The following is a 16961-nucleotide window of genomic DNA, read 5'->3' as shown; positions in this document are numbered from 1 at the left end:
ATGACCTTACTTGTCTCGATCATTATACTGGCGTTCATATTTGATTATATTAACGGCTTCCATGATGCGGCTAACTCCATAGCCACCATCGTATCCACAAAAGTGCTGACACCTTTCCAGGCAGTACTGTGGGCCGCAGTATTCAACTTCGCAGCTTTCTTTATTTCCAAATACGTTTATGGTGAGTTTAAGGTAGGTAATACGATCGCTAAATCGGTTTTTGAACAGTTCATTACCCTGAAAGTGATTCTTTGCGGCCTCATAGCAGCCATTACCTGGAACCTGCTGACCTGGTGGTATGGTATTCCTTCCAGTTCTTCACATACCCTTATCGGTGGTTTCATAGGCGCAGCCATAGCAGCTGCCCATGGCTCTTTCGATGTGATCAACTACGCCAAGGTAATGCCTATCATTTACTTCATTGCCCTCGCCCCCTTCATAGGGATGCTGGTAGCGTTTATTATCACCATAATTATTATGAATGTTTGCCGTAAGGCAAATCCATACAGGGCTGAAAACTGGTTCAAACGTTTACAGCTGCTCTCTTCAGGCGCCCTTAGCCTGGCACACGGTGGTAACGATGCCCAGAAAGTAATGGGTATCATCGCTGCCGCACTGGTGGCCCATGGTACTATTGCTGATATTAAGGATGTTCCGAACTGGGTACCATTGTCCTGCTTCATGGCCATAGGCCTTGGTACGATGAGTGGTGGCTGGAAGATCGTTAAAACAATGGGCTCCCGTATCACCAAGGTGACACCGCTGGAAGGTGTAGCTGCGGAAACTGCGGGTGCGGTTACACTTTATCTCACCGAAGCACTGGGTATTCCCGTGAGTACTACCCACACCATTACCGGTTCCATTATCGGCGTAGGAGCTACGAAACGTCTCTCCGCCGTACGCTGGGGCGTAACAGTGAGCCTGCTCTGGGCATGGATACTGACCATTCCTATCAGTGCATTACTGGCTGCTTTTGTTTACTTTGTAGTCAATCTTTTCATCTAACAGACGGTTTACTACTTATTATAATAAGCCCTCCGGCATCGCCCATTACCAATGGAATGACCGGAGGGCTTTCTCTTTTAATGCAACTGCTTTTTCAGTTTTTTCCTTTTTTTTATCACAGAGCCCCCTATTTTTGTAAGGCTTTTTGAAGAACCTATTTCTATTATTCATTTTTATAATAAATGCTATGAAAGGTATTATACTGGCCGGAGGTTCCGGGACGCGTTTACACCCCATTACCTATGCCATCAGCAAACAAATCATGCCGGTCTATGATAAGCCGATGATTTATTACCCACTTTCCACATTGATGCTGGCCGGTATAAAAGAGATACTGATCATTTCTACCCCTCACGACCTGCCTGCTTTCAAAAGATTATTTGGCGACGGTACGCAACTCGGTCTCAACCTGAGTTATGCGGAACAACCGCTTCCCAATGGCCTGGCGCAGGCATTTGTTATAGGCCGTGACTTTATCGGAGACGACAATGTAGCATTGGTACTGGGTGATAATATCTTTTATGGCGCCGGCCTGGGTACACAACTGGCTAACAACGTAAAACCAGAAGGAGGCATCGTATACGCCTACCAGGTATCTGACCCCGAACGCTATGGCGTAGTGGAGTTTGATGACAAGATGCAGGCGGTATCCATAGAGGAAAAGCCACAACAGCCCAAAAGCAGTTATGCCGTACCGGGATTATACTTTTACGACAACGATGTGATCAACATAGCAGCAGCATTGAAGCCCAGCCCACGTGGTGAATACGAGATCACCGATGTGAACAGGGAATACCTGCGCCGCGAGAAACTGAAAGTGTCTATCCTGCCCCGCGGTACTGCCTGGCTGGATACCGGTACCTTCGACTCCCTGATGCAGGCATCACAGTTTGTACAGGTCATCGAGCAACGCCAGGGTATTAAGATTGCCTGTATAGAGGAAATTGCTTACAGACAAGGTTTTATTTCCCGCGAACAGTTACAGACGCTTGCCAAACCCTTGCTGAAAAGCGGTTATGGACAATATCTCGAAAAGATCATTGAACATAAGATCTGAACAATGAAAAATTAAGAATTAAGGATTAGGAAACGTACATTCGTAACTCAATTGATCAAAATCAGCATTAACGGGACCTAAATCCCGATCCTTAATTCCAGGTTCTTTGCACATCTGATTGTAATTAATCCTAAAACATTCAAAAAAAATACACACATATGAAGGTTCTTGTTACCGGTGGTTGTGGTTATATTGGCGCGCACACTATCGTAGATCTGATTAACAATGGCTTTGACGTAGTTTCAGTAGACAGCAACATCCGTAGCAGCACACAACTGCTGGACGGCATAGAAAAAATCACAGGCAAAAAGATCCGTAACTACAAGGTAGACCTCTGCAACCTCGAAGATACACATGCCGTATTCCACGAAAACCGTGATATCGTAGGTGTGATCCACTTTGCAGCACTCAAAACAGTTCCTGAATCTGTAGCTGATCCTTTACTTTATTTTCATAATAACCTCGCTTCCCTGGTGAATGTACTGAAGTGTGTGAAAGAGTTCAATGTCCCTAACCTGGTATTCTCCTCTTCCTGCTCTGTATATGGTAACGCTACAGAACTGCCCGTAGTAGAAGCCACTCCGCTGGGAGAAGCACAGTCCCCATACGCCCGCACCAAACAAATGGGCGAGCAGATGATCCAGGACTATAGCCGGGTAAATGATACCCAGTCCATCCTGCTGCGTTACTTTAATCCGGTAGGCGCACATCCGTCTGCACTGATCGGGGAACTGCCACTGGGCCGCCCAGACAACCTGGTACCGGTTATTACCCAGACAGCTATCGGCAAGATCCCTAAGCTGACCGTGTTTGGCCATGACTACGACACCCGCGATGGCTCCTGCATCCGCGATTATATCCATGTAATGGATATTGCCAATGCCCATACAAGAGCCCTGCAGTACCTGCTGGACCAGAAGAATACCGACAATTGTGAGGTCTTCAACCTGGGTACCGGCAACGGCGTGACCGTACTGGAAGCTATCAAGGCGTTTGAAAAGATCTCTGGCGTAAAACTGAACTATGAACTGGGCCCCCGTCGCCCGGGCGATGTGATCGCTATCTATGCTAATAATACCAAAGCCAAGGAAGCACTGGGCTGGGAACCGAATATTGGTATAGAAGACATGATGCGTACTGCCTGGCAATGGGAAGTCGCTTTAAGAGACAGGGTTCTTAGCAATTAAAAAGTTTATTTCTTACATTTACTACTCAATTCTTAATATAAGGCTATGGTAAAAGATATTAAACCGTTAAATGAGAAAGAGACACGCGCAGGCTTTGGAGAAGGTATATTAGAAGCTGGGCGTAAAAATCCAAATGTAGTAGCACTGACTGCCGACCTGTTGGGTTCTATGAAACTGAATGCCTTTATTAAGGAGTTTCCTGACCGCTTTGTACAGGTAGGTATCGCAGAAGCAAATATGATAGGTATCGCTGCCGGTATGACCATCGGTGGTAAAATCCCTTATACAACTACGTTCGCGAACTTTTCTACAGGCCGTGTATACGACCAGATCCGCCAGTCTGTTGCCTATTCCAACAAGAATGTAAAGATCTGCGCATCTCACGCCGGTTTAACACTTGGTGAAGATGGTGCTACCCACCAGATCCTGGAAGATATCGGTATGATGAAAATGCTCCCGGGCATGACCGTAATCGTTCCATGCGATTTCAACCAGACTAAAGCTGCTACTATCGCTGTTGCTGATTACGAAGGACCAGTATATCTGCGTTTCGGCCGTCCGAAATGGCCTAACTTCACTGCAGAAGATCAGAAATTCGAAGTAGGTAAAGCTCAGGTACTGCATGAAGGAACAGATATTACCCTGTTTGCCTGCGGTCACATGGTATGGTTATCTGTTGAAGCAGGTAAGATCCTGGAAGAAAGAGGTTACAGTGTTGAGATCATCAATATCCACACTATTAAACCGCTGGATGAAGAAGCTGTACTGCGTTCCATCACTAAAACCGGTTGCGCTGTAACTGCTGAAGAGCATAACGTACTGGGTGGTCTGGGCGACAGCATCGCACAGGTAGCGGCTCGTCACAATCCAATTCCTATCGAATACGTAGGTACAAACGATACTTTCGGTGAAAGTGGTAAACCACTGGACCTGTTGAAAAAATATGGCCTGGATACAGATCATATCGTTGCTGCGGCTGAAAAAGCAATAGCAAGAAAGAAGAAATAATCTGTACCGGATTAAACTTTACATAGAAAAAACCATCTTATAGGTGGTTTTTTTTATGTAAACCATTTAACCTAAGAATGAGCATACATCAGGATGATAAGACATTATTGGCTATATACAGGGATCCCGCCACAAAGGAGAAGGGTTTTACCTGTATCATCCAGAAATACCAGGAAAGGCTTTACTGGCATATCAGAAGGCTGGTACTGGACCATGATGACGCCAATGATGTATTGCAGAATGTGTTTGTAAAAGTCTGGAAGAACCTGGAAGGATTCCGTGAAGATGCCCAGCTGTATACCTGGCTCTATAAAATAGCCACCAATGAATGCCTCACCTTCCTGGAAAAGCAAAAGAAAAACAATGCTGTATCACTGTCAGATGTAGAAACAGGCCTTAGCAATACCCTGAAAGCAGATGCACAATTTGATCCCAACAAACTGGAGTGGAAACTGCAAAAGGCAATTCTGGCACTTCCTGAAAAACAAAGAATTGTATTTAATCTGAGGTACTATGACGAGATGCCGTACGAAGAAATGAGCCGTGTGCTGGATACCTCCGAAGGCGCGCTCAAAGCCTCCTACCATCACGCTGTAAAAAAGATTGAAGAGTTCATCCGTAATAGCTGAAAATGCGACATCTTCGTACTTTTATGAGGTGAATTGCATTTTTTTAGAGACGAAACTACCACCTGTTTAAACTATTGTTATCTTCCACTGTCTAAAATCTGTATGAGATCCAGAGACAACGATATTGCGAACGAACTGCGGGAGATCATCCCTGATGCTCAATGGACTACGCTGAACCCCTCTTTTGGAGGTGTGCCCGCTGGTTATTTCGAGCAGCTGCCCGGACAGATCCTGCAAAAGGTACACACAGCCGAAGTACAGGAAGAGCTGGAAACGCTCTCCCCACTGCTGGCCGGAGTACCTAAGTCCCTTCCCTTATCCGTACCTCCGGGTTATTTCGAACAACTGTCACAACAGATCCTGCAAAATATCACCGCAGCACAGCAGACACTGCCAGATGAAGCAACATCTTCCTTCCTGGCAGATATGCCAAAAGTATTCCCCATGTCTGCGCCTGCCGGTTACTTTGACCAGCTGAGCGCGGTAGTAATGGCCCGTATAGCAGAAACAGAAGGCACTACAACTGCCCCATCTGCTACAGCGGTACAGGAAGAACTGGCCACCTTGTCTCCTTTGCTGGCAGGTATCCCTAAAACGATGCCTTTATCGGTGCCCGCCGGTTATTTTGACCAGTTAAGCACTGCTGTAATGGCTGACATCAACCATGTATCAGCACCTGTCCACGCCCCGATCATCCGCAGGATGAATACCCGCAGGTATATGGGATGGGCCGTGGCTGCTTGCCTGGTAGCACTGGTCAGCGTGAGTACCCTGTTCTTTATCAAGAGCAACTACCGCGGCGCCAATATGATGGAAAAAACCCTGGCCAGCGTCAGCGACCAGGAGATTATGGAATACCTCCAGTCCCATACGGACGTTTTTGATAAGGAAGAACTCAGCAGCAATACACCATTAGTAGAAGAAAATAATGCGATTCCGGGAGTAGAAGAGTTACCAGCAGAAGCCATACAACACTATTTAGACAACACCGGTTTGTTAAACGAAAGCATAACAGACAACTGAGATGAAAAAACTTTACACATTATTTATACTTATCGCACTCTCATTGTTTTGCCACCCTCCAGTCAGTCAGGCACAACAAGGTAGCAGCGACAATGAAATAAAGGATCGCATCCGCGCAGCGGAAATAGCATACCTTTCACAAAAGCTGGACCTTACCCCTGATGAGGCACAGAAATTCTGGCCGCTATATAATCAATATACCAAGGAAGTGGAGATCCTCATCGCGGAACGCCGTATGAAGAATAAGATGCCGCAGACAAACCAGCAGCCTGCTGATGATAAGGAATTAGGGTATGAACGCCGTATGCTGGATATCAAAACGCATTACAGCCAGGAATTCCAGAGAGTATTGCCTGCTGCTAAAGCGGGGGTTGTATTCAGATCAGAACGGGAGTTCCGTAACCAGCTGATCCGGACCATAAAAGACAGGCAAGCCAGAAACCTGGGTGGCCCCGGCGCAAGAAGATTCAGACAATAAATACCATATCGGACGATAAAAAAGTAAGGAGCACAGACGGTGCTCCTTATTTTTTTATTTATAGTACTCTTACTTCATCAGAGCTTCCCGAAGGGCAGCCTGGTGTCATGATAATAAAGGAAAGTCCATCCGTCGCGGGCTGCACGCTGCTTAAACTGCTCCCGTAGCTCCATACTCCGCTTCCCGTCATAATCATATTTGGCTGCAAAACGGCGTTTCATATATGAAACCTGGGGCGCTTCGTCCCCTCCGAAGAATATCTTATCGTCGCCGGTATCTATCAGAAAGACCTGATGATAGGGACAATGTCCCCCGGTCACTTCATAAGTGATGTAGTCGTCAATGGAGCCATTCCCTTCTGTGAAAATGACATTATCCCGTTCCCGCAGGATGCGGACGTCTTCTGCATGATAGGATTTTCCGTCATGCTCCAGGGCGTAATCCATTTCATGCCTGTTCACATAATAGGTGGCCTGCGGAAAACTCAGGCTTCGCTCTCCGGTTACAGGATCTACGATGGAGATCCCACCGGAATGATCTTTATGTAAGTGGCTCATCAGCACTTTGGTGATCTCCATGGGATTGATCCCGTTGTCGATCAGGTGCTGGTGTATCTGTAAAACGCCATCCGCGTTACGATAGCCCAGGCCAGCGTCCAGCAGGATATAATCCTGGTCTGTGATCACTAGAAATGGTTGAATTTCTACCAACAGCGAGCCACCGGAGCGCTGCTGCATTGAATCCGTATCAGGATTAAAAGGAATAAATTTCTTTGTCCCGTCTACTGTAAAAGCCCCTTCTGATAATGGTATAATACGTGCCATTCCCCAAAGATATGCAACTATCGTAATACCATCTGCCTGTCGGCATCCAGTCGCAGCATGATAAAAATTAACATGGTAAATGTCATCAGGGAGGAACCACCGTAACTGACCAATGGAAGCGGGATTCCGATTACCGGCGCCAGACCGATGGTCATGGCAATATTAATGAACATGTGGAAAAAGACAATACTGGCCACCCCATAAGCATATACACGGCTGAATGTCGATCGCTGTCGCTCCGCCACAAAAATGATCCGTAAGAGCAGGGCCACATAAAGACCAATAAATATGAGAGAGCCCAGGAAGCCGAAATCTTCACCTATCGTACAGAAGATAAAGTCAGTACTCTGTTCAGGCACGAAATCGTAACGGGTCTGGGTACCTTTCAGATACCCCTTTCCAATAAAACCACCGGAACCGATAGCGATCATACTCTGGCGGGTGTTGTAAGTTGCTTTCGGATCATTCTCTTTACCCAGCATTACCTCAATACGGCGTACCTGGTAATCTTTCAGCACTTTAGTGAAAGCAAACGGCACTACAAACATCACAAACACGGAGCAGAATGCCCAGATACCCAGTATCAGGGCCAGCCTGGACCGGTTACGCTTTATTTCCCGGCGACTGAAGTAAATCACCAGTACCGTGATAACGGAGAATATGATAAAGAGGATATTCTTATCGACAAGCAGGGCCGACAATACCAGCACGATCCCCGAGAAAGCGATCACCAGCAATACTCCCGGCAGGCCTTCCCTATACATCACAAGGAAGAAGGAGAAATATACCAGCGCCAACCCGGTTTCTGATTGCAGGATGATGATCGCACAAGGTACCAGCGTCAGGGCAACGGCGATCAGCCTGGAGCGCAGTTTGGTAAAATCAGTTTCTATAGAGGAGAGATATTTGGCCAGGGCCAGGTTGGTACAGAGCTTCGTCAGTTCCGCCGGCTGAAACTGGAAACCGCCAATTACCAACCAGGAACTCGATCCCTTAACATCTTTACCGATGCCCAACACAAGTAACAGTAAGAGCAATCCACCGGCATACAGCAGGTTGGCCGTAGCAGTAAAGAACTTACTGTCTGTCAGCCAGATGATAGTAGCCAATACGGCTGATACACCCAGCCACATCAACTGGCGGGAGTAGTTCTTGTTCAGGTGGAGGATATCATTCCAGATATTATCTCCCTCCCTGTACTCAGCTGCGAAGATAGATAACAACCCCACAAACACGATCCCCATATAAAGGCCCATAATAGGCCAGTCAATACCTTCTGTCAATTTTATTTGCTGCCGACGGTTCATAACTGATTAATCCCGGAAATAAAGTTTAAGTATCTCGTCTGATGTCATTTTTGCGCTGGCTCCATTCAATGAGTCAAGCTTGGACTTTTCCCTTACAACAGGGTCCAGTGTGTTGTATTCCAGCAATGTTTTCATTTGTGGCTTACGCTTCACGGAGATCGTATCATGCAGGTATTTCTCCATGATCAGACTCGCGATAGGCGCTGCATAAGTAGCACCGAAACCGGCGTTCTCCACGATCACGGCAATAGCGATCTTCGGATTATCCCTTGGGGCAAACGCCACAAATACGGAGTGGTTCTTCAGTTTTGCTAGCTTTCCGTTCACGATGGCATTATTCTCAGCCGTACCTGTTTTACCACACACGATCTCACCTTCTATTTTGGCAGATTGACCTGTACCTCTTTCCACCACGTCCTCCATACCGTATATCACCGGCATATAAACAGAGTCGGATACGTGCGCTACGGTATGTTTCTCTCTGAATTTTGTCAGCAGTTCGGTGTTGTCATTGTCGATCTTATCCACGAAATGCGGCAGATAGTAATAACCTTTATTGGCGATAATACACATGGCATTCGCCATCTGCATAGGCGTAGCAACTACCTGGCCCTGGCCCATACCTACGTACAGCTCTGAGCAGGAGTTCCATTGACCGCGGTAAAGTTTATTCATACCGGCGGTATCAATCGCCTTACCCGGAGATTCACCCGGGATATCCACGCCCAGTCTGTGTCCAAGGCCGAAAGTGGAAATATAGTCATGCCATTTCTGATGTCCTTTCTTCACACCACCCCATTTGGCGGCATCCACCTCCATACGGTACAGGTGTACGAAATAAGCGTTACAGGAGTTGGCAATGGCCAGTCGCAGGTTGGCTGCGTGCCCTGCATTATGGTGCGTACAGGCAATTGGCCGGCCGCAATAGGTATAAGCGCCGAAACATGGAAAACCAAAGCTAGGCGTGATCACACCTTCATCCAATGCGATCAGGGCGGTAAGCGGTTTCATGGAAGATCCCGGTGGGTAACCAGCCTGTATGGCGCGGTTAAAGAGTGGTTTTGTTGTATCGGCAAACAGTCTGCTGAAGTTACGGGCACGGTAAGAGCCTGTCAGCAGGTTCGGGTCGAAGGTAGGAGCGCTCACCATAGTCAGAATACCTCCTGTTCGGGGGTCGATCGCAACGATACTGCCGATCTTATTACGCATCAGGTGTTCACCCAGTACCTGGAGATCAACATCCAGTGCCAGGCGGAGATTCTTACCGGCAATAGCTGCAGTATCGAACTCGCCTTTTTCATATGGCCCCTGCGGGCGGTTCAGGTTGTCTTTTACGAGATATTGTATACCACGCTGTCCCATCAGCACACTTTCGTATGTTCTTTCCAGACCGGTCATACCCAGGTAGTCACCCTGGTTATAGGCGCTGTAGGCTGGTTTCTGCAACATCTGGGGAGATACCTCTCCGATATAACCGAGGATGTTGGCAGCAGCATTGAAGGGGTAGGAGCGGATCTGGCGTTGTACCAACTCGAAGCCCGGCTGGAACATATACATACTTTCCTGCAGGCGGCCGAACATCTCGGGTGGCAGCAGGGAAGCAAATACGGATACACGACGGCTACCGTTCTTAATGATAGCGCTGGTGATACGTTTTCTAAATTCTTCCTTATCGATCCGGAGGATCTCACACATGTAAGCCGTATCAATGTTCTTCACGTTGATAGGCGTTACCACGAGGTCATACATCGCATCATTGCTGAGGATACTCCTGCCTTTGCGGTCATAGATAATACCACGGCTGGGATATACCACTTTGCGAAGTACCGCATTGGCATCCGCCAGCTTGGAATATTTCTTTTCCACTACCTGCAAAAAGAACAACCTGGTAATAATTACTAATACCATTCCAAGGATGATAAACTGTATTACTCTTTTCCTGGGCTGATTATAGACAGACATTTCCGCTGAAATAATGTGGCCACTTCACGGCCTCTCCCACCGTTCCGGCAGAAAGATGAAGCAAGCGACCTGTTGCTTTATAATGTGACGTTCAATTTGTTTCTAAAGTTAGAGATTACGTTCTGTGCTATCTGTTCTCATTGTTGATTTTAACAAAACATAATCATCTCATAAAATATGGTCTCTGGACTAATTCTCCGCCTACTTCCTGGAAAAGAACAGTAACTCGTACAACACGATCAGTACGATACTGGCCGCTGTTGATAAAAGGATTTTCAAGAGCAGATAGAAGAAGCTCGCAAAGCTGAATACCTCCAGCGGGAAATACACGAGGTTATGCAGGAATACCAGGATTGCGATATAGGTCAGGAATTGGGACACTCCCATGCTGGTCATGGAAGGTGTTTTCTGGGTTGTTTCGAAACCACCCTGCGGAGACAGTACATTGATGATGAACGGGCGGAGGTACGCAATGAATACACAGGCAGCAGCGTGCATACCCATAGTATTCATGAACATGTCCAGGCCAAGGCCCATCAGCAATGCCAGCAGCATCAATGCGGGGCGGGGCATATTGAAAGGCAGCAACAATACGAACAACATGTACAGGTTAAGACCTACCAACTGGTGTAACCGAATATCCTGCAGTACAAATACCTGCAGGAGCAGTAAGAGCACGAAACGGATAATATTTCTTAACAGTATACTCATTTAATCAGCCTGTAGGTTGAGTCTTCCAAAGATTGTTGTTGTTCTTTCAGCAGGTTGTCTATGACATAGACATACTGAAGATTATAAAAGTTGGTGGCCAGTTTGATCCTGATGGTATAGGAAGTGCTGGATTTATCTGCCAGGGTATAAGATTCCACGTAGCCGATGGGAATATTTTCCGGGAATAAGGCAGAATAACCACTTGTTACGACGGTATCTCCTTTGATCAGTCTTACACTTTTAGGCACATCTTCCATCACTGCATATCCTGCTTCACCACCATACCAGCGTACGGTACCCATTTCTTTACTGTAGCTCAGGCGGGCGCTGAACCCGAAGCTGCGACCTTTGGACAGCAGGGAGAGTACTACGGCGTAGTTGTCGTTCACGCTACGTACCACACCTACTACGCCACTGGGGCCTACAACACCCATATTGGGTTTAATGCCGTCTGCGCGGCCCCTTCTGATGGTAATATAGTTAATGGGATTACTGATACTGTTGTTCACCACCTTTGCTTCTTTGTACAGATAGCGGCGTACTTCAGTGCCGATCACTTTACGGGTGGTGTCGGTGCTGTAGTGGCGGATGGTGTCTACTTTCACAAGGTTGTTAATGGAAACGCTGTCAAAGCTGGTGCGCAACATATTATGGAGGCGGGCATTTTCTTTCACCAGGCTATCATTGGTAGCTTTCAGGTGGAAGTAATACTCCACATTGTTGTAACGTTCGTATAACCTGGCGCTGAGACTATTGGCGGAGTTGAGGTAGGCTGATTTCTGCAGATCGTTGTTCCGGAATACCAGCACAATGCAAATCACTTCCAGCAGCAAAAACAGAAAAAAGTTAAAATAGCGCCTAAAGAAAATGATGAGATTACGCACAGGATATATTTTCTTGGTAGAAAGTGTACAAGGCAGTTACGGGCTGCCTTGTACATTTCCTGATATTATTGCATTAGGAACGGATACTTACCTACGTGTTTCAGTGCTATTCCTGTACCCCTTACCACGGCGCGTAACGGATCGTCAGCAACGTGTACGGGCAACTTGATCTTCTGAGTAAGACGTTTATCCAGTCCGCGGAGCAGCGCACCACCACCGGTCAGGTACAATCCCCTGCGGTAGATATCTGCAGCCAGTTCCGGAGGTGTAGTTTCCAGTGCTTTCAGGATAGCCTCTTCGATCTTGAAGATGGATTTATCCAGGGCTTCTGCTACTTCCTGGTAAGATACCATGATCTGTTTAGGAATACCTGTTACAAGGTCACGGCCATTCACAGCTACATCATCTGGTGGATTATCCAGTTCTTTCAGTGCGGAGCCGATCTGGATCTTGATCTGTTCAGCGGTCCTTTCACCGATCAACAGGCTATGGTAGCGGCGCAGGGCTTCCATGATATCAGCGGTGAATTCGTCACCGGCAATACGGATACTCTGGTCACAAACGATACCTGCCAGGGCGATCACGGAAATACCGGTGGTACCACCTCCGATATCGATGATCATGTTACCTACTGGTTCTTCCACGTCAATGCCGATACCTAAGGCAGCAGCCATAGGTTCATGTATGAGGAACACTTCCTTCGCGCCTGCCTGTTCGGCAGAGTCGCGTACGGCGCGTTTTTCTACTTCTGTGATACTGGAGGGTATGCAGATAACCATACGCCAGCTGGGGGAGAATAAGGGCTTTTTGGGATACACCAGTTTGATCATCTCGCGAAGCATCCCTTCAGCTGCATTAAAGTCCGCGATCACACCATCTTTCAGGGGGCGGATCGTACGCAGGTATTCGTGTGTCTTCTCGTGCATCATCATGGCCTTCTTTCCTACAGCCACGATTTTACCGCTTGCGCGCTCTATAGCTACAATGGAAGGTTCATCCACCACCACCTGGTCGTTGTGTATGATCAGCGTGTTAGCTGTACCTAAGTCAATCGCTATTTCCTGTGTTAAAAAATTAAAGAACCCCATTGCTTAATATGGTCAAAATATTATTGTGTGCAAAAATGAATAATTCCAACGAATATACAATCTAAAAATTGTTTGTTTTCTCAATAATACAACTAAATATTAAAAAATCTTCTTTATTGTATCTGTTGTATCTGCTGAGCCGGTTAATAAGTTGCAACATTTAATGGCAAGGTATACAGCCGGCATAGTAATGACTCTCGAAAACGCTTAAACGAAAAATGGCTTGTGTTAATTGTGTACTCTATATGAATGAGTTATACACTCTCCGGTCGTCCCCACGACCCTTCCCGACACTTAAACGGGACACTGGTCCAGACTACACTTTTCGCGCCGGCAAGGCGTGAAAGGCGCAAATGAACATCTGCTACACGAACTCGAAACCAATATCCCTCCTGTAATATTTGCCTTCAAAATCAATAATTTCAGCAGTTTGCCGGCTATGGGTCAACGCAATGCCCAGATCAGCTGCCAGGGAAGTTATAGTCAGTACACGACCTCCATTGGTGAGGATATTTCCTCCAACGGCCTTCGTTCCTGCCTGAAACACCAACTGATCCTGCGTAGGCGCCGGTATATTGCTGATTACCTTTCCTTTTTCGTACGCTTCAGGGTAGCCTTTTGCCACCAGCATAACGGTTGTTGCCACACGGGCATCTTCATAAATTGTCTGTGCCGAAAGCTGTCCTTCCTCTACGGCCTTGAAAAGCTCCAGCAGATCGTTCTGTAATCTCGGCATCACCACCTCGGTTTCGGGGTCGCCCATACGGCAATTGTACTCAATGACAAACGGATCACCGTCTACATTGATCAATCCGAAGAAGATAAACCCGTTGTAGGCGATCTGCTCTTTTTCAAGTCCTGCCACTGTAGGGCGGATGACACGTTCTTCCACCAGGTCCATAAATGCCTTGCCGGCGAATGGCACCGGGGAAACAGCGCCCATACCACCTGTATTCAGGCCGGTATCTCCTTCTCCGATCCTCTTATAATCCTTTGCAGTAGGCAGTATCTGATAGGAATGTCCGTCTGTCAGTACAAATACCGACAATTCGATCCCTGTCAGGAATTGCTCTACTACTACTTTCCTGCTTGCATCGCCAAACTTCGCTTCTTTGATCATCTGTGAAAACTCAGCCACTGCTTCTTCATGATCGCTCAGGATCACCACCCCCTTACCAGCTGCCAGTCCGTCGGCTTTGAGTACGATCGGCAGGGAATGCGCACGCAGGTAGGCTACGCCTTCTTCATAATTCTCCTCACTGAACTCGCGGTAAGCGGCAGTGGGGATATTATGGCGCAGCATGAACTGCTTTGCAAATGCTTTACTGCCTTCCAGCTGGGCACCCAGGGCAGATGGGCCCATTACCGGAATATGCTGTAAAGCGGCATCCTGCTGAAAGTAATCGTAAATGCCTTTTACCAGCGGCTCTTCCGAGCCGGGTACTACCAGGGAGATCGCATTCTCAACACAAAAGGTCTTTATTTTTTCAAAATCCGAAACAGCGATGTCCAGGTTCTGACCATATTGAGAAGTACCCGCATTGCCTGGGGCAATGAATAACTGCTCGCAATAGGTGCTCTGTGCCATTTTCCATGCCAGGGCGTGTTCCCTGCCACCACTTCCTAATAATAATATCTTCATATGAAAAAATAAATTCGCTGCTTTTGCTCCTGAAAATTTACATTCACCTTCCAATCAGCCCGTTCTTCCAAATTTTTTGCAAAGAAAGGCCAAAATTTGACCAAAAACACCATTTTACCCGATAAAAAGCTGAATTTATTTATCTTGCCGGATTCGAACGACTGACTAACACAATAAACAAACAACAAACTAAACAGATCTATTATGACTCAAACTGCTGTTGAGCAGCCTGTAATCACGCCCACCCCGCGGGGTAAGGGTCACCACAAAGGATTGTACGTACTCTTTTTTACTGAAATGTGGGAACGTTTCGGCTATTACCTGATGATCGGCATTTTTTTCCTTTACCTCGTAGATCCATCTTCCAACGGCGGTAAAGGGTTTGACACCACCAAAGCAGCGGACCTTGTCGGTTCTTACATCGCATTAGTTTACTTATCTCCTTTCATTGGCGGCCTCCTGGCCGACCGCTATCTCGGTTACCGGAGAGCGGTGATACTGGGGGGCTTCCTCCTGGCAGCCGGTTATTTCTCCCTGGCAGCTCCCGGCGATCTGGCTATGTATGCAGGACTTGGCCTGATCATTATCGGTAATGGCTTTTTCAAACCCAATATCGGTACTATTCTGGGGAATATCTACAACCGGGCAGACCTCGCTCCCAAAAAAGACGTGGCCTACAACATCTTTTACATGGGTGTGAATATCGGCGCCTTCATCTGTAACTTCGTGGCAGCCTATCTCCGTAACCACTATGGCTGGGGATACGCCTTCGCCGCTGCAGGTGTAGGAATGCTGGTAGGCCTGGTTATCTTCGCCTCCAACCTGAAGAAGATTGCCGAAGGAGATATCCGGAAACCAGCCTCCCCGGATGAAATGTCTACCGCCAAGATCCTGGGCAGTGCATTGCTACCGGCTATTCTCGCTGCTGTGATCGGTTATTTTATCAGCAGCCCCTCTTTATTGGGTCACACGCTGTTCGGTACCCCGTCAAATGATGCCTTCCTTTTTGCCTGTGTGCCTATCATTATCTTCTACATCCGTCTGTATACCACCTCCAAGCAGAAAGAGGACAAACGCGGCCTGGGCGCCCTGCTGGCCTTTTTCGCTGTGGCTATCATATTCTGGGTGATCTATAACCAGAACAGTACCGGCCTCACCATCTGGGCTGACCAGTACACTGACCGCCAGATGTCTCCGGCCATGGAAAAGGCAGCACAACCTTTCGGTATGCTGCAGACCGTGACCACCGAACCTCATAAGGTAACCCAGATAGACGAGCACTTCCGCGCTATCAAGGATGCCAACGGTAATACCATCGAAGTACCGGGCGCTGACCCCTACTTCCAGAACCTGCCAAAAGAAAAATGGCCACAGGATGGCAAGCTGAAGCTTCTCTCCACAGAGATCTTCCAGTCCATCAACCCGTTCTTTATTGTAGCCTTCAGTCTGATTGTAATAGGCATATTCGGTTGGCTGGCCAAACGCGGTAAAGAACCTACCACCCCGGTAAAGGTTGCTATCGGCATCTTCCTGGCAGCGGGTTCATCCCTGCTGATGGTGGTTGCCGCCGCCATGACCAATGTTTATATCGATAAAAGCTCCATGGCCTGGCTGTTTGGTACCTACGCGGTATTTACCGTAGGGGAAATCCTGGTGAGCCCGATCGGCTTGTCTATGGTATCCAAACTGTCTCCTCCCCGTGTCACCGCCCTTATGATGGGTGGCTGGTACCTGGTGAACGCCATTGCCGGTAAAGTAGCCGGTCTGATGGCCACCTTCTGGGACAGCTTCACCAACAAAACAAGCTACTTCCTGATCCTCGTGATCTCCGCAGGTATTGCCGGCGTGGTGATGCTGATACTCAGCAAGTGGATCGCCAGGGTGGTGAAAGAGAAAACGGGGTCCTACTAAGCATTCTCCTGTTAGTTTATTGCAAACGGTGCAGCCTCCTGGTTGCACCGTTTTTTTTTGCCGGGAAAAGCATTCCTACAGGACTCAATACCCATATGTGTTTGCTTTGATCCCTATATCTCCATATCGCTATACCGTCATCTCCATATCACTTTACCGTCATCTGTATATCGATTCGATATAGAAATGACGGTGAAATGATATGGAAATGACGGTATAGCGATATGGAAGAATCGGTAAAAGAT

The 16961-nt window shown here is 47.4% G+C and carries 15 protein-coding genes; 8 read left to right on the top strand and 7 right to left on the bottom strand.

What is annotated here, in order from left to right; genetic code table 11:
* The 7 genes from CLV42_RS30570 (at window position 1) to CLV42_RS30540 (ending at window position 6387) form a co-directional block, all read left to right on the top strand.
* Window positions 1-1005, top strand: coding sequence for an inorganic phosphate transporter (locus CLV42_RS30570; protein WP_106605744.1), 1005 nt, complete (start codon window positions 1-3; stop codon window positions 1003-1005).
* 187 nt (window positions 1006-1192) lie between these two features.
* Window positions 1193-2062, top strand: coding sequence for a glucose-1-phosphate thymidylyltransferase RfbA (gene rfbA / locus CLV42_RS30565; RefSeq protein ID WP_106605743.1), 870 nt, complete (start codon window positions 1193-1195; stop codon window positions 2060-2062).
* Window positions 2063-2220: 158 nt separating this feature from the next.
* Entirely contained in the window at window positions 2221-3249 is a 1029-nt protein-coding gene (gene galE / locus CLV42_RS30560; RefSeq protein ID WP_106605742.1) for a UDP-glucose 4-epimerase GalE, read from the top strand.
* A 45-nt stretch (window positions 3250-3294) separates the two neighbouring features.
* On the top strand, window positions 3295-4257 hold the full coding sequence (locus CLV42_RS30555; RefSeq protein WP_106605741.1) for a transketolase family protein: 963 nt from the start codon (window positions 3295-3297) through the stop codon (window positions 4255-4257).
* A gap of 77 nt (window positions 4258-4334) precedes the next feature.
* Window positions 4335-4886, top strand: coding sequence for an RNA polymerase sigma factor (locus CLV42_RS30550; RefSeq protein ID WP_106605740.1), 552 nt, complete (start codon window positions 4335-4337; stop codon window positions 4884-4886).
* A gap of 102 nt (window positions 4887-4988) precedes the next feature.
* Window positions 4989-5909, top strand: coding sequence for a hypothetical protein (locus tag CLV42_RS30545; RefSeq protein ID WP_106605739.1), 921 nt, complete (start codon window positions 4989-4991; stop codon window positions 5907-5909).
* Window position 5910: 1 nt separating this feature from the next.
* Window positions 5911-6387 (top strand): hypothetical protein, encoded by a 477-nt coding sequence (locus tag CLV42_RS30540; RefSeq protein WP_106605738.1) that lies wholly within the window; start codon window positions 5911-5913, stop codon window positions 6385-6387.
* A 77-nt stretch (window positions 6388-6464) separates the two neighbouring features.
* On the opposite strand, the gene CLV42_RS30535 is transcribed toward CLV42_RS30540, so the two are convergent.
* From CLV42_RS30535 to purD, 7 genes are all read right to left on the bottom strand, one after another.
* Window positions 6465-7211 (bottom strand): MBL fold metallo-hydrolase, encoded by a 747-nt coding sequence (locus tag CLV42_RS30535; protein WP_245901775.1) that lies wholly within the window; start codon window positions 7209-7211, stop codon window positions 6465-6467.
* 17 nt (window positions 7212-7228) lie between these two features.
* Entirely contained in the window at window positions 7229-8518 is a 1290-nt protein-coding gene (gene rodA, locus CLV42_RS30530; RefSeq protein ID WP_106605737.1) for a rod shape-determining protein RodA, read from the bottom strand.
* Window positions 8519-8524: 6 nt separating this feature from the next.
* A complete protein-coding gene (gene mrdA, locus CLV42_RS30525; RefSeq protein ID WP_106605736.1) occupies window positions 8525-10480 on the bottom strand; it encodes a penicillin-binding protein 2 in 1956 nt (651 codons plus the stop codon).
* Window positions 10481-10681: 201 nt separating this feature from the next.
* Window positions 10682-11191, bottom strand: coding sequence for a rod shape-determining protein MreD (locus CLV42_RS30520; RefSeq protein ID WP_106605735.1), 510 nt, complete (start codon window positions 11189-11191; stop codon window positions 10682-10684).
* A complete protein-coding gene (mreC, locus tag CLV42_RS30515) occupies window positions 11188-12075 on the bottom strand; it encodes a rod shape-determining protein MreC (protein WP_170117712.1) in 888 nt (295 codons plus the stop codon). The genes CLV42_RS30520 and mreC overlap by 4 nt, the downstream gene beginning before the upstream one ends.
* A 65-nt stretch (window positions 12076-12140) precedes the next feature.
* Window positions 12141-13163 (bottom strand): rod shape-determining protein, encoded by a 1023-nt coding sequence (locus CLV42_RS30510; RefSeq protein WP_012787871.1) that lies wholly within the window; start codon window positions 13161-13163, stop codon window positions 12141-12143.
* A gap of 364 nt (window positions 13164-13527) precedes the next feature.
* On the bottom strand, window positions 13528-14805 hold the full coding sequence (gene purD, locus CLV42_RS30505) for a phosphoribosylamine--glycine ligase (protein WP_106605733.1): 1278 nt from the start codon (window positions 14803-14805) through the stop codon (window positions 13528-13530).
* A gap of 204 nt (window positions 14806-15009) precedes the next feature.
* Here purD and CLV42_RS30500 point away from each other — a divergent pair, with 204 nt between their 5' ends.
* Window positions 15010-16716 (top strand): peptide MFS transporter, encoded by a 1707-nt coding sequence (locus CLV42_RS30500; protein WP_106605732.1) that lies wholly within the window; start codon window positions 15010-15012, stop codon window positions 16714-16716.
* Window positions 16717-16961 lie beyond the last annotated feature (245 nt).

The organism is Chitinophaga ginsengisoli, assembly GCF_003014595.1.
In the GTDB taxonomy this organism is placed as follows: domain Bacteria; phylum Bacteroidota; class Bacteroidia; order Chitinophagales; family Chitinophagaceae; genus Chitinophaga; species Chitinophaga ginsengisoli.
The sequence above is the reverse complement of the archived record's forward strand: the minus strand, read 5'-3'. Positions and strand labels throughout refer to the sequence as shown.

Excerpts from the sequence above, each read along its gene's own strand:
- CLV42_RS30570 (WP_106605744.1), top strand. The coding sequence starts at position 1 with ATGACCTTACTTGTCTCGATCATTATACTGGCGTTCATATTTGATTAT.
- CLV42_RS30535 (WP_245901775.1), bottom strand. The coding sequence starts at position 7,211 with ATGGCACGTATTATACCATTATCAGAAGGGGCTTTTACAGTAGACGGG.
- CLV42_RS30545 (WP_106605739.1), top strand. The coding sequence starts at position 4,989 with ATGAGATCCAGAGACAACGATATTGCGAACGAACTGCGGGAGATCATC.
- CLV42_RS30550 (WP_106605740.1), top strand. The coding sequence starts at position 4,335 with ATGAGCATACATCAGGATGATAAGACATTATTGGCTATATACAGGGAT.
- CLV42_RS30510 (WP_012787871.1), bottom strand. The coding sequence starts at position 13,163 with ATGGGGTTCTTTAATTTTTTAACACAGGAAATAGCGATTGACTTAGGT.
- rodA (WP_106605737.1), bottom strand. The coding sequence starts at position 8,518 with ATGAACCGTCGGCAGCAAATAAAATTGACAGAAGGTATTGACTGGCCT.
- rfbA (WP_106605743.1), top strand. The coding sequence starts at position 1,193 with ATGAAAGGTATTATACTGGCCGGAGGTTCCGGGACGCGTTTACACCCC.
- purD (WP_106605733.1), bottom strand. The coding sequence starts at position 14,805 with ATGAAGATATTATTATTAGGAAGTGGTGGCAGGGAACACGCCCTGGCA.
- CLV42_RS30555 (WP_106605741.1), top strand. The coding sequence starts at position 3,295 with ATGGTAAAAGATATTAAACCGTTAAATGAGAAAGAGACACGCGCAGGC.
- mrdA (WP_106605736.1), bottom strand. The coding sequence starts at position 10,480 with ATGTCTGTCTATAATCAGCCCAGGAAAAGAGTAATACAGTTTATCATC.
- CLV42_RS30500 (WP_106605732.1), top strand. The coding sequence starts at position 15,010 with ATGACTCAAACTGCTGTTGAGCAGCCTGTAATCACGCCCACCCCGCGG.
- CLV42_RS30520 (WP_106605735.1), bottom strand. The coding sequence starts at position 11,191 with ATGAGTATACTGTTAAGAAATATTATCCGTTTCGTGCTCTTACTGCTC.
- galE (WP_106605742.1), top strand. The coding sequence starts at position 2,221 with ATGAAGGTTCTTGTTACCGGTGGTTGTGGTTATATTGGCGCGCACACT.
- CLV42_RS30540 (WP_106605738.1), top strand. The coding sequence starts at position 5,911 with ATGAAAAAACTTTACACATTATTTATACTTATCGCACTCTCATTGTTT.